The sequence below is a fragment of the Aquimarina amphilecti genome (genome assembly GCF_900109375.1).
Classification (GTDB): domain Bacteria; phylum Bacteroidota; class Bacteroidia; order Flavobacteriales; family Flavobacteriaceae; genus Aquimarina; species Aquimarina amphilecti.
In genome coordinates, this window is sequence record NZ_FOAB01000001.1 from 284,671 (window position 1) to 297,330 (window position 12,660).

General features: G+C 32.6%; 11 protein-coding genes and 1 tRNA gene. 9 read left to right on the forward strand and 3 right to left on the reverse strand.

From position 1 onward, the window contains the following. The first annotated feature begins 98 nt into the window (after window positions 1-98). Window positions 99-2,552: a replication restart helicase PriA gene (gene priA, locus BMY33_RS01200; RefSeq protein ID WP_091404397.1), complete on the forward strand. Its 2,454-nt coding sequence runs from the start codon at window positions 99-101 to the stop codon at window positions 2,550-2,552. Window positions 2,553-2,648: 96 nt separating this feature from the next. Here the strand turns inward: priA and BMY33_RS01205 are convergent, their stop codons facing one another. Next, complete coding sequence (locus BMY33_RS01205; protein ID WP_035084012.1) at window positions 2,649-3,362, reverse strand: LytR/AlgR family response regulator transcription factor; 714 nt, start codon at window positions 3,360-3,362, stop codon at window positions 2,649-2,651. Window positions 3,363-3,523: 161 nt separating this feature from the next. On the opposite strand from BMY33_RS01205, the gene rpsF reads away from it, so the two are divergent. The 5 genes from rpsF to BMY33_RS01230 all read left to right on the forward strand — a co-directional run bounded on the left by rpsF (window position 3,524) and on the right by BMY33_RS01230 (window position 8,521). Further along, window positions 3,524-3,862 carry a 30S ribosomal protein S6 gene (gene rpsF / locus BMY33_RS01210; RefSeq protein ID WP_091406049.1) on the forward strand — a complete coding sequence of 113 codons (339 nt, stop codon included), beginning with the start codon at window positions 3,524-3,526 and terminating at the stop codon, window positions 3,860-3,862. Continuing rightward, window positions 3,862-4,161 carry a 30S ribosomal protein S18 gene (rpsR, locus tag BMY33_RS01215; RefSeq protein WP_170837001.1) on the forward strand — a complete coding sequence of 100 codons (300 nt, stop codon included), beginning with the start codon at window positions 3,862-3,864 and terminating at the stop codon, window positions 4,159-4,161. The genes rpsF and rpsR overlap by 1 nt, the downstream gene beginning before the upstream one ends. A 16-nt stretch (window positions 4,162-4,177) precedes the next feature. Next, complete coding sequence (gene rplI, locus BMY33_RS01220) at window positions 4,178-4,630, forward strand: 50S ribosomal protein L9 (RefSeq protein WP_091404401.1); 453 nt, start codon at window positions 4,178-4,180, stop codon at window positions 4,628-4,630. Between the two features lie 108 nt (window positions 4,631-4,738). Next, the gene (locus tag BMY33_RS01225; RefSeq protein WP_091404403.1) at window positions 4,739-7,942 is read left to right on the forward strand and encodes a TonB-dependent receptor; all 3,204 of its coding nucleotides are present in this window, start codon (window positions 4,739-4,741) and stop codon (window positions 7,940-7,942) included. Between the two features lie 99 nt (window positions 7,943-8,041). Continuing rightward, window positions 8,042-8,521, forward strand: coding sequence for a DUF6495 family protein (locus BMY33_RS01230; protein WP_091404409.1), 480 nt, complete (start codon window positions 8,042-8,044; stop codon window positions 8,519-8,521). A gap of 24 nt (window positions 8,522-8,545) precedes the next feature. On the opposite strand, the gene BMY33_RS01235 is transcribed toward BMY33_RS01230, so the two are convergent. Further along, the gene (locus tag BMY33_RS01235; RefSeq protein WP_091404414.1) at window positions 8,546-9,787 is read right to left on the reverse strand and encodes an ABC transporter permease; all 1,242 of its coding nucleotides are present in this window, start codon (window positions 9,785-9,787) and stop codon (window positions 8,546-8,548) included. A 219-nt stretch (window positions 9,788-10,006) separates the two neighbouring features. Here BMY33_RS01235 and hisS point away from each other — a divergent pair, with 219 nt between their 5' ends. Next, window positions 10,007-11,377, forward strand: a complete 1,371-nt coding sequence (gene hisS, locus BMY33_RS01240) for a histidine--tRNA ligase (protein WP_091404420.1) — start codon at window positions 10,007-10,009, stop codon at window positions 11,375-11,377. Between the two features lie 66 nt (window positions 11,378-11,443). Next, the gene (locus tag BMY33_RS01245) at window positions 11,444-11,914 is read left to right on the forward strand and encodes a hypothetical protein (RefSeq protein WP_091404423.1); all 471 of its coding nucleotides are present in this window, start codon (window positions 11,444-11,446) and stop codon (window positions 11,912-11,914) included. Between the two features lie 116 nt (window positions 11,915-12,030). On the opposite strand, the gene BMY33_RS01250 is transcribed toward BMY33_RS01245, so the two are convergent. Then, window positions 12,031-12,104 (reverse strand) — tRNA-Met (locus BMY33_RS01250). Between the two features lie 154 nt (window positions 12,105-12,258). On the opposite strand from BMY33_RS01250, the gene BMY33_RS01255 reads away from it, so the two are divergent. Then, the gene (locus BMY33_RS01255) at window positions 12,259-12,651 is read left to right on the forward strand and encodes an START-like domain-containing protein (RefSeq protein WP_091404426.1); all 393 of its coding nucleotides are present in this window, start codon (window positions 12,259-12,261) and stop codon (window positions 12,649-12,651) included. Window positions 12,652-12,660: the final 9 nt, after the last annotated feature.

Genomic DNA, 12,660 nt, shown 5'->3' on the forward strand with positions numbered 1-12,660 from the left:
AATTTCCCCCAAAATAAACAAAAGGCTGATCAATTGATCAGCCTTTTGTTGTATATAATAAGGGTAAAAATGTATTTTTGTTCGAATCAAAAGTTTCAATGACGTATTTTATAAATGTAATCTTACCTATTCCTCTTAACAAAGAGTTTACATATAGTGTTAACGAAAATGAAGCACACTTTTTAAAACCAGGAATGCGAGTTGCAGTGCAATTTGGCAAGAGTAAGGTGTATGCAGCGTTGGTCACTAAAATACATCAGCAGGCACCCGAAATATACGAAGCAAAAGAAATTGAACATATTTTAGATGAAACTCCAATCGTAACGGCAAATCAGTTAAACCTTTGGACTTGGATTTCTCAGTATTATATGTGTTCAAAAGGGGAGGTAATGAGGGCGGCACTTCCTAGTGCATTTTTGTTAGAAAGTGAAACTATTATTCTTAGGAATGATAAAGAAACTGTTGATGAAAGTGGGCTAAAAGATGATGAATTTTTATTATATGAAGCTTTACAGCATCAAAGTTTACTTCGGATACAAGAAGTGATGGATATAATTGGAAAAAAAAATGTACTTCCCTTAATTAAGAGGTTAATTGAAAAACAAGTTATTACTGTACAAGAAGAGATTTATGAGCAGTATAAGCCAAAACTTGTAAGATATGTTAGATTAGTAGCTGAATATACAAATGAAGAAGGGTTGCAATTATTGTTGGACTCCTTAAGTCGTGCTCCAAAACAAAGAGATGTATTAATGCATTTATTTATGTTGCAAGCTAAAAATGATGAGGCAATTAAGGTAAGCGAACTTATAAAAGCGGCAAGTAGTAACGCTACGGTAATAAAGACATTAATTAACAAGAATATATTAGAGGAATATTATAAACAAACTGATAGAGTTCAATACGAGAGTGATGAGGTAACAACTACAAAAGACCTAAATTCATATCAAGAACAAGCTTTAAAGGATATTAAAAGGCATTTTTTAGAAAAAGATGTTTGTTTATTTCATGGAGTTACTTCTTCAGGAAAAACTGAGGTATACGTAAAATTAATCGAAGAACAGATACAAGATGGAAAACAAGTTTTGTATCTATTGCCGGAGATAGCATTAACAACCCAGTTAATAAGTAGATTACAAGAGTATTTCGGAGAAAAATTAGCAGTATATCATTCTAAATATTCTGTAAACGAAAGAGTAGAAGCTTGGAACAATGTAAAAGATGCAAAATTTAAAGCTCAGATTGTTATAGGAGCAAGGTCTTCCATCTTTTTACCATTTACTAATCTTGGTTTGGTTATTATAGATGAAGAACACGAAAGCTCATTTAAACAATATGATCCTGCGCCAAGATACCATGCTAGGGATACTGCAGTAGTATTGTCTAGTATGTTTAAGGCTAAAGTAGTTTTAGGGTCAGCAACACCAGCATTAGAATCTTACTATAATGCAGAACAAGGAAAGTATGGTTTGGTTGAATTAACAAGGAGATATGGGAATGTGTTAATGCCAGATATAAACCTAGTAGACTTAAAAACTAAGTATAAGAAAAAAGAAATGACTGGCCATTTTAGCGATACGCTGTTAAAGGCGATCCAAGATGCTTTAAAAGAAAAAGAGCAAGTTATTTTATTTCAAAACAGAAGAGGGTATTCCCCGGTAGTAGAATGTAATACTTGTGGTCATTCTCCTCAATGCCCTAATTGTGATGTAAGTTTAACGTATCATAACTTTCGAAATCAATTACGATGTCATTATTGTGGATATCATATAGCAATGTTGCAAAAATGCCTTGCTTGCGATAGTCATGAGTTAACAACAAAAGGGTTTGGCACAGAGCAAATAGAAAATGAACTTAGAGAATTGTTTCCTGAACATCATATTGGTAGAATGGATCAGGATACTACTAGAGGGAAACATGGGTATGAGAAGATTATAACTAAGTTTGAAGATGGAGAAATTGATATTTTGGTAGGAACGCAGATGCTAACCAAAGGGTTAGATTTTAGAAATGTAACATTAGTTGGAATCATGAACGCGGATAACCTTCTTAATTTCCCAGATTTTAGAGCACATGAAAGAAGTTTTCAATTGATGCAACAAGTTGCGGGTAGAGCAGGAAGAACGAGTAAAAGGGGCAAGGTGTTAATACAAACGTATAATCCATACCATCAAATTCTTCAGCAGGTATCAATTAATGATTATTCAGGTATGTATAAAGATCAGATAGAAGAACGCTATCAATACAAATACCCGCCTTTTTATAGAATAATTAAAATTACTGGACGTCATAAAGATTATAATAAAGTAAACGAAGCTACTTTATGGTTAGCGAAATCTCTTTCGATGACTTTTAAAGAGAATATATTGGGGCCAGAATTCCCTCCAATATCAAGAATAAGGAATCAGTATAATAAAAATATATTGATTAAAATACCTCATGGACAATCTTTAAAAAAGACTAAAGATGTTATTAATAAGGTGCAAAGTTCTTTTAAAAGTATAAAAGAATTTTCGGGAGTACGAATTATTATTAATGTAGATAATTATTAATATTTTAGGTTCTTTGACTAAAAGAATATAACAAACAAAATAAAAAGTCCCGCTTAAGCAAAGCGGGACTTTTTATTTTGTTTGTTATCGAATTCTTTATCCGCTTAATGCTTCTATTAAAGAATGTTTCTTATGTCTACTAAGAGGTATTTTTTCGTCAGCGATTTCTATATTACGACTATTGTATCGTTCTACTTTATCAAGATTTACAATATATGATTTATGTATTCTTAGAAAACGATCACTTGGAAGTTCAGCCTCAAAGGACTTCATAGTTGCTAATACAACTATCGGATCACCATCTTCCATAATTAGTTTTACGTAATCACCCAAAGCTTCTACATATTTTAATTGACTTAAAAATATTTTACGCTTTTTTAAATTACTTTTAACAAAGATATAGTCATCGTCTTCAATAGATGCTTGTTCAGAATTTAAACGAGACATACTAAGGGCCTTTTCTACGGCAGCATTAAATCGATCTTTCTTAAGAGGTTTTCTTAAGTAATCAATAGCATCGTAATCAAAGGCTTTAAAAGCGTATTTCGTTTTTCCAGTAACAAAAATGATATGAGGTTTATTTTCCAGATCATCCAAAAGGTCAAATCCGGTAAGAATTGGCATTTCGATATCTAAAAATAATAAGTCAACAGGAGTATCTAATAATCCGTTTTTTGTCTCAATAGCATTGTTCCACTCAGCCACTAATTCTAGTGATGAATGTTCATCTATTAATTTAACAATGGCCAGTCTTTGTAGACGAGAATCGTCTACTACCGCACATTTTAATTGAGATTGTTCCACTTGCATAGGTTAATATTCTATACAATATTAATGAATATATATTATTTCCACAAACATTTTACGCTTTTTATCGATAAAAGATGTGTTTCGTCGAAGTGATTTTTAGTTTGAAAATCAAAAAAATAATGTTACTTTTGCAGCCAATTTTAATTAAAAATAGATTTTTTATGAATCATTATGAAACTGTTTTCATCTTGAATCCCGTTTTATCTGAAGAACAGATAAAGGAAACAGTTAAGAAATACGAAGACATTCTTGTTTCTAACGGTGCCAAGATGATATCCAAGGAAGACTGGGGGCTGAAAAAGCTAGCTTATGCAATCCAGCACAAAAAAAGTGGTTTTTATCACTTATTTGAGTACACTGCTCCAGGAGAAGCTATTAACCCAGTAGAGGTTGAGTTCAGAAGAGACGAAAGAGTAATGCGTTACCTTACCGTTCGTTTAGACAAGTATGCAATTGCTTGGGCTGAAAAAAGAAGAAATAGAAACAAACAAAAAGCTTAATTATGTCATCTATAGAACAACAAGCTAAAGGAAAAAAAGATGGAGAGATCAGGTATCTTACTCCATTAAATATAGATACTTCAAAAGCAAAGAAGTACTGTCGTTTCAAAAAGTCAGGTATTAAATATATTGATTATAAAGATCCTGATTTCTTAATGGCGTTTGTGAATGAACAAGGTAAATTATTGCCTCGTCGTCTTACTGGAACTTCTTTAAAATATCAACGTAAAGTGAGCGTAGCTGTAAAAAGAGCTAGACACTTAGCATTAATGCCATACGTTGGTGATTTATTAAAATAAAATTCGTCATAACATTATGGAACTTATATTAAAGAAAGACGTTGAGAATCTAGGATTCGCAGACGATGTAGTAGAGGTGAAGAACGGTTATGGACGTAACTTTTTAATTCCTGGAGGTTTTGCAGTATTAGCAACTCCATCTGCTAAAAAAGTATTGGAAGAAACGTTAAAGCAACGTTCTTTTAAAGAAAAGAAAGAAATCGAAGATGCTGAGAAAATAGCTAAAAAAATAGCTGGATTCGAAATCAAGATTGCTGCTAAGGTAGGATCTGGAGATAAATTATTCGGTTCTGTTTCTAATGCTGATGTTTCTGAAGCACTAGGAAAAGAAGGTGTTGAACTAGAGAAAAAGTTTATTACTGTTCCTGGAGGAACGATTAAGCGTTTAGGTCAGTACGAAGCTTCTGTTCGTTTACATAGAGCAGTAGTTACACCAGTTGCTTTTGAAATAGTAGCTCAAGCTAAATAATTAGATTTCTTAAATCAGTTGATAACTGGTTTATAATAATATAGAAAACCGCTCATTTGAGCGGTTTTTTTTATTTAAATTCACTTTATTCACACAAAAATACAATCAATGAAAAAAACTCTTCTAACTTTAGTTTTTGCATTATTGGCAATTACAACTCAAGCTCAGGTAACTACTTCTAATATTTCTGGATTAGTGTATGATAATGCTAATCAATTATTGCCTGGAGCAAATATTACAGCGATACATTCACCTACAGGAACTACGTATGGTGGAACTACTAATTTTGATGGACGTTTTGATCTTATTAATTTAAGAGTAGGAGGACCTTATAGAGTAACTGTTAGTTATGTAGGTTTTAAGAAAAAAATATATGATGACGTTTTTCTTCAGTTAGGACAAACTTATAATATTGATATCATAATGATAGAAGATGATAATCAATTAGAAGAGGTTGTTATTACTACAAATAAGAACGCTACTTTTAGTAGTGAAAGAACAGGAGCCGAAACTAGTATTGGCAATAGAGAATTAAAGTCATTGCCTACTATTACTCGTTCCGCTGCTGATTTTTATCGTTTAGAGCCTACTGCTTCTAGTAATGGATCTTTTGGAGGAAGAAATGATCAGTTTAATAATTTTAGTCTGGATGGGTCTATTTTTAATAATCCATTTGGATTAGATGCGGCTACTCCAGGAGGACAAACAAATGCGCAGCCCATCTCATTAGATGCAATTGATCAAATCCAAGTGTCTACTGCACCATATGATGTAACTCAAGCTGGATTTACTGGGGCTTCAGTTAATGCAGTTACCAAAAGTGGTACTAATGAATGGAAAGGTACGGTATATGGTTTCTATCGTAATCAAGATTTAACAGGGGATAAGGTTGGGGATGATGATATTATTGTTCCTGATCTAACACAAGCGCAGTATGGTGTTAGTGTTGGAGGTCCAATCATTAAGAATAAACTATTTGTTTTTGGAAATTTTGAAATTGATGATAGAGAAGATTTGGGTTCGAATTTTTTGGCTGCTAGACCTGGATTGACAGGGGCAAACATTTCGAGAGTATCAGCTGAGGATTTAGATTATGTTTCTCAACAACTTGGTTTGTTGGGTTATGAAACAGGGCCTTATGAGGGATATACACATAATACAGAATCGACTAAAGGAATTTTAAAACTTGATTGGAATATCAGTAATAATCATCGATTAGCATTGATTTATAATTTTCTAGATGCATCTCGTGATTTACCGGGAAATCCAGAAGCAATAGGTAGAAGAGGTCCAGATTTAACAACGCTTCAGTTTAGAAATGCTGGATACACTATAAACAACAAGATCAGCTCATTTTTAGTAGAATTGAATTCTAATTTTGGAGGAAATATTTCAAATAAGTTTCAAGCAGGATATACTTTTTTTGATGATAGTAGAGATCCATTTTCTGCACCAGCTCCTCCAATTAATATAGCACAAGATGGGGTGCGTTATATTGTAGCTGGTCATGAACCGTTTTCTATTAATAATAGATTAGAACAGAAGGTTTATCAGGTAACCAATAATTTAAATATAGTAACAGGAAACCATACAATTACTCTAGGAGGAAGTTTTGAGAGATTTGAATTTGATAATTCTTTTAACCTAGGAGTATATACCTATTTTAATGCGAATGGAGGAGTAGGTACATTTGCACCTGATTTCGATAGTGTTCGTATAACAGCTGGTTCGACCAATAGTTTTGAACAAGCTATTAATAATGGTCTTATTGCAGAAGCACTGGCGAATGCTCAGAATGTTTTTGACACTAATAATTCAATAGATAATTGGGCGTTAGCAGAAACTAATGTAGGTCAATTAGCATTTTATGCACAGGATAAATGGAGAATGAATGATAAGTTTACATTAACATATGGTGTTAGAGTGGATCAACCTCTTTTCTTCGATACTAGAGATAAAATCGCTGAAAATATAGAAAGAGCAGCTGGAGGTGAATTTCCAGATGGTAATTATCAACCTGGAATTACTTATTTTGATGAAAATGGAACTCCTACGAATTTAAACAGTTTAGATTTGCCTTCTAAAAAATTATTGATTTCTCCGAGACTAGGATTTAATTATGATGTAAAAGGAGATAAAACAATTCAAATTAGGGGTGGTACGGGTATTTTTACCGGTCGTCTTCCGTTTGTGTGGATAGGGAATCAGGTTGCTAATCCAAACTTTTTCTTTTACACAACATCAGCACCTAATTTTCAATTTCCGCAGGTATTTAGAAATAGTTTAGGTGTTGATTATAAATTTAAAAATGGGTTGATAGCTTCGACGGATATTATTTACACAGAAGATATTAATGCGCAGATGGTTCGTAATTATGGATTAGCTACTCCGTCTGGGACACTAAATGGAGCAGATGGTAGACCTGTGTATCTAGCATCGGATAGAGCGGTCAATGAATTTGGAGGTACAACCAATGCATATGTGTTTACAAATACTAATGTTGGTTATTCGTTTAACTGGTCTTTTAAACTTCAGAAAAACTTTAAAAATGGATTGTTCGCTAGTGTTGCTTATAATTTCTTGGAAGCGGAAGATGCTAGTTCTTTAGATGCAGAAATATCAAGCGATGCGTATGACAGAAACCCGGCTATTGGTAATGTTAATCAAGCTGTGAGTACTGCTTCTAGATATGGAGATAAACATAGGATTGTTGGGCAGATCAATAAATCTTTTAGTTATGGAAAAAATAAGCAATGGAGAACTTCTTTAGGAGCTTTTTATGAGTATGCACAAGGAGGGAGGTTTTCATATACATATTCAGGAGATATAAATAATGACGGTTCTGTTTTAAATGATTTGATTTATATTCCTACTGAATCTGAATTGGCAACATATAATTTTAGCGGAACAATAACGGAGCAAGTTGATCAAAGAGCTGCGTTTGAAGCTTATGTACAACAAGATGAGTACCTTAGAGAACGTAGAGGGGATTATGCAGAGAAATATGCAATTCTAAGCCCTTGGAGAGGAAGATGGGATTTAAAATTATTACAAGATTATAATTTCCAAATAGGTGATAAGACAAATACCATACAGTTGAGTGTAGATATTCTAAACTTTGGTAATTTATTAAATTCTGATTGGGGAGTTATTGAGATACCTGTAAATGATCAGCCAATTGGTGTTACTGTTGATGCTACTAATACCCCAACGTATTCTTTTGATACTTCTCAGACCAGAACCTTTGCTAATGACTTTAGTTTAGATTCTAGATGGCAAGCACAGGTTGGACTTCGATATATTTTTAACTAAAAAAAAGAAATTCTGTATTAGATTTAAAAATCCGTTCTTACTTTATTAGGAACGGATTTTTTATTATCACTATTTTTGCACCCAATTTTATTAGAAAAGATGAGATATCGCAGGCTTACCAAAGAACAGTTAGAAGAATTACACCAAGAATTCATCAATTTTTTAGCTACACAATCTATAACAGCAGATGAGTGGAGTGATATTAAAAAGAACAAGCCAGAAGTAGCTGAAGAAGAGATAGATGTTTTTAGTGATTTGGTTTGGGAAGGGGTTTTGAGCAACGCTCAGTTTTTAGAACATTTTTCTAAAGATCAAATACATTTATTTCACCTTGGTGAAACAGAAATGCATTTAATAGCTATTAAAGTGAATTTTCCTGATATAGATATTACGACACAAGAAGGGTATGATTGGTTAAGAAACAATTTGTTAGATGACCAAGTAGCTTTCTATAATGCCAATAAGGATTACACAGAAGATCCTAATATGGATAAGTTTAAGCTTATTTTACAAGGAGCCAATATTACCAAAGGTGAATTATATCAGTATTTTGAAAAGTTAGTAGAGAATAAATCTTAACTAAGCTTTTAGGCTAATTATTGATTATTCATATCTTAAGGATTCTATAGGATCTTGTCTAGCCGCTTTGACTGCTGGGTAGGATCCAGAAACTACAGCTGTTAGAAAAGAAGTGATCACTGCTGCAAAAATGGCTAGCCAAGGAACTGCAAATTCAAAACCAGAAACGGCAACTATAATTGCTCCAATAGTTATACCTAGTATAATACCAACGATACCACCTATTTGACCAATAATTACGGTTTCCATAAAGAACTGACTAGATATGGTGTTCTTTTTAGCTCCAAGTGCTTTACGTACCCCAATTTCTCTAGTTCGTTCTGTTACAGAAACTAACATAATGTTCATTAGAGCTATAGAAGATCCAAAAATTGTGATGATGCTAATAATCCAAGCCGCCCAATAAAGATAGGATGTAATACTAGAAATACGGTTAATTAGGTCATCACTACGTTCTAAACCAAAATCGTTTTCTTCCACAGGATTTAGACTTCTTATTTTTCTAAAAGTAATGATCGCTTCATCTTGAGCACCTTCTAAGAACTGTTTGTCGTCGACTTTTACACTAATGTTATAATTGATATTTGGTAATGTGTATATTGAGCGAGCAACCTGCAAGGGAATTAATACCTTAAGATCTTGATTGTCTCTAAAAGTTGCACCTTTACTTTCTAAAACACCAATAACTTTAAATTTCACGCCTCTTATGCTGATTGTTTTGTTGATAGGATCTGTGTCTTTAAAAATATTCTTTTTAAAATCAGAACCTATTAAGCATACGTTGTTATTGTTTTCTATGTCAAAAAAAGTGAAACTTCTTCCGAATTCTACTTCGGTTCCTGTGTTTTCTAGATAATTTTCATTTACACCAACTACAGATGCTTCAGGATCCGTTTTTTCATTTTCGAATTTAACTTCTGCATTTCTGGTGCCAGTAAAGGATACGGAAGTTTTAGAAAAAGGATATTGAAATTTTTCTTTAAACTGTCTTACGTTACGATAACTAATAATTGGATTTATCTTTTCTCTCTCTCCACTTCCGCCACGTCTTGTTGTAAATTCATAGCGTTGAATATTAAAGGTGTTAGATCCCATAGAAGCAAAATCTCCGGTAATAGTATTTTCTAGTGCTCCAAGAAATGTTAGGATACCAACTAATGCGGTAATACCAATTGCAATAATCAAAACAGTAAGAATTGTTCGTAAAAGCTGACCTTTTATAGAGTCTAAAGCTATACTGATATTCTCTCGAAAAAGTGAAAACATAATGGGTGAATTAGTATCTTTTGAAGTATAAGACTACAAAATGAGCTTAAAGTTACTCAAAAAAGTAAATTTTATTAATATAAGTAAAACTCTTTATGCTTTTCGTGTAAAATTTTATAGCTTTTTTAGATATTTACATCCTTTAATAATTGATAATTAGTAGAAGTATTTTGGAGTTCAAAATATATTTTATTAATTCAAAAAAAATAAAAACCGGACATGGCACAAAAACCATCCATACCAAAAGGAACACGTGATTTTTCTCCAATTGAAGTAGCAAAGAGAAGTTATATAATGAATACAATCAAAGAGCAATTTCAGCTGTTTGGTTTTCATCCTATAGAAACTCCAAGTTTTGAGAATAGTGATACGTTGATGGGTAAGTATGGAGAAGAAGGAGATCGTTTGATTTTTAAAATATTGAATAGTGGAGATTATCTTAATAAAGTGGATGATGTTTTATATGGTAGTAAAGATAGTAGTAAGATAACTTCTAAGATAAGCGAAAAAGCTCTCCGTTATGATTTAACGGTTCCTTTTGCTCGTTATGTGGTACAGCACCAAAACGATATTGATTTTCCATTTAAGCGTTATCAAATACAGCCAGTGTGGCGTGCAGATCGTCCACAAAAAGGTAGGTTTAGAGAGTTTTATCAATGTGATGCTGATGTAGTGGGAAGTAAATCTTTATGGCAAGAGGTTGATTTTATTCAACTCTATGATAAAGTGTTTAGTAAACTGGGGTTAGAAGGTGTGACTATTAAAATGAATAATAGAAAGATTCTTTCAGGAATAGCAGAAGTTATAGGAGCGAGTGATAAATTGATAGATTTTACTGTAGCACTTGATAAATTAGATAAAGTAGGCGAAGAAGGAGTTAAAAAAGAAATGCTTGCTAAAGGGATCTCTGAATCTGCTATAGAGAAAGTGAAGCCACTTTTTAACTTTACAGGAGACACATCTGAGAAAATTAATAAGTTAAAAGAGTTATTGGTGTCTTCTGAAGAAGGTATGAAAGGAGTAGAGGAGCTGGAGTTTATTATAAATACAATTGCAGAAATACCTTTGGATAAAACTTCACTTGATCTAGATGTTACATTAGCTCGTGGTTTAAATTATTACACTGGGGCAATTTTTGAAGTTGCAGCACCAGAGGGTGTGAAGATGGGTTCTATTGGAGGCGGAGGACGTTATGATGATCTTACCGGTATTTTTGGATTAAAAGATGTTAGTGGAGTTGGGATTTCCTTTGGATTAGATAGAATTTATTTAGTTTTAGAAGAATTGAATCTATTTCCAGATACAGTAGCTCAATCTACAAAGGCATTATTTATTAACTTTGGTAAAGAAGAAGCTTTATATAGTTTAAAAAGTGTACATCAATTAAGAAGGAGTAATATAGTTGCTGAACTTTATCCTGATAGCGCTAAGATGAATAAACAAATGAAGTATGCAAATAAAAGAGAAATTCCATTTGTAATTTTAGCAGGTGCCTCAGAAATGGAAAACGACAATTTTACTGTTAAAAATATGCAAACTGGAACGCAGGAAACAATGAATTTAGAAGAATTGGAATTACTTTTAAAATAAATACGACCAATAATTTTATAGACCCAACTAAAAATAACCTTATATTAACTACTTAAAATTGTGATTATGAAAAATATCTTTTTGAGATTTTTACTATGCTTTTTGCTAATTTTTATAGTTTCTTGTAAAAAAGATCCTAAATCTGATAAAGTTGAAATTATTGAAGAAGTGGTGGACTCAACTGATGTTGTGGAGGTTGTAGAGGAAAAGAAAGTTGAAGTAAAGAAGAAAAAGAAACCAACGAAAAAGAAACCTAAGAAAGAAACGATAAAACTTCCGGCAGGAGCTCCCTCATTTAGTAGTATTGAAGCTAAAAAGTATATTAGAGATTATGAATCTTATGTTTCAAAATATAAAAAAGCTGTAGAATCTAAGGCGGATATGGATGCCTTTTTGAAACTAAGCGAATCTAGTTCGAGTTTAACTAAACAATATAGGAAATTAATTTCTACGCTTCCTGCAGCAGAAATGGAGAAAATGAGTAAGTATATGCAGAAAAAAACAAAACAAATTGATGCGCTAAATAGGCAAATGTAAATTTGATAACCGCGTTAAATTTAAGAACAAGTCATCCACTAATGTGGGTGGCATTTTTTATTTAAGGATGTAAACTAAAAAAAGCCCTTAAAAATAAGGGCTTTAACGAATTATTGTAGCGAGAGGGGGGCACGATCCCCCGACCTCTGGGTTATGAATCCAACGCTCTAACCAGCTGAGCTACCTCGCCAAATAGATGCTACATCATTTTAATTCGGGTGCAAATATAAAAACAAAAAGCATTGTAGCAAACAATAAAGAAGAATTAATTTTTTCAAATACTCTTTTCAATATTTTTAAAGTAAATAATTAATCTATATATTGGCTTACTAACAATTTGCAATATGTCTGAAAAAATAAAATACGAACTTGAATTTGTAATACAATCTTCTCCACAACTATTATATCAATATATTTCTACACCATCAGGACTTTCTGAGTGGTTTTCGGATAATGTAAATTCACGTGGTGAAATGTTTACATTTATCTGGGATGATAGTGAAGAGGAAGCAAAACTTTTAAGTAAAAAAAGCGGAGAAAGAATCAAATTTAGATGGGTCGCAGATGACGAAGATGGGAATGACTATTTTTTCGAATTACGCATACAGGTGGATGAGATAACCAAAGATGTTTCTTTAATGGTAACTGATTTCTCTGATGATGATGAAATCGATGAAAACAAAATGTTATGGGATAATATGATAGGTAATTTAAAACAAGTTTTAGGTTCAGCATAAATCCTTTAT

Coding starts and splice junctions, on each gene's coding strand:
- BMY33_RS01225 (WP_091404403.1), top strand. CDS start 4,739: ATGAAAAAAACTCTTCTAACTTTAGTTTTTGCATTATTGGCAATTACA.
- BMY33_RS01230 (WP_091404409.1), top strand. CDS start 8,042: ATGAGATATCGCAGGCTTACCAAAGAACAGTTAGAAGAATTACACCAA.
- rplI (WP_091404401.1), top strand. CDS start 4,178: ATGGAACTTATATTAAAGAAAGACGTTGAGAATCTAGGATTCGCAGAC.
- rpsF (WP_091406049.1), top strand. CDS start 3,524: ATGAATCATTATGAAACTGTTTTCATCTTGAATCCCGTTTTATCTGAA.
- hisS (WP_091404420.1), top strand. CDS start 10,007: ATGGCACAAAAACCATCCATACCAAAAGGAACACGTGATTTTTCTCCA.
- priA (WP_091404397.1), top strand. CDS start 99: ATGACGTATTTTATAAATGTAATCTTACCTATTCCTCTTAACAAAGAG.
- BMY33_RS01245 (WP_091404423.1), top strand. CDS start 11,444: ATGAAAAATATCTTTTTGAGATTTTTACTATGCTTTTTGCTAATTTTT.
- BMY33_RS01255 (WP_091404426.1), top strand. CDS start 12,259: ATGTCTGAAAAAATAAAATACGAACTTGAATTTGTAATACAATCTTCT.
- BMY33_RS01205 (WP_035084012.1), bottom strand. CDS start 3,362: ATGCAAGTGGAACAATCTCAATTAAAATGTGCGGTAGTAGACGATTCT.
- BMY33_RS01235 (WP_091404414.1), bottom strand. CDS start 9,787: ATGTTTTCACTTTTTCGAGAGAATATCAGTATAGCTTTAGACTCTATA.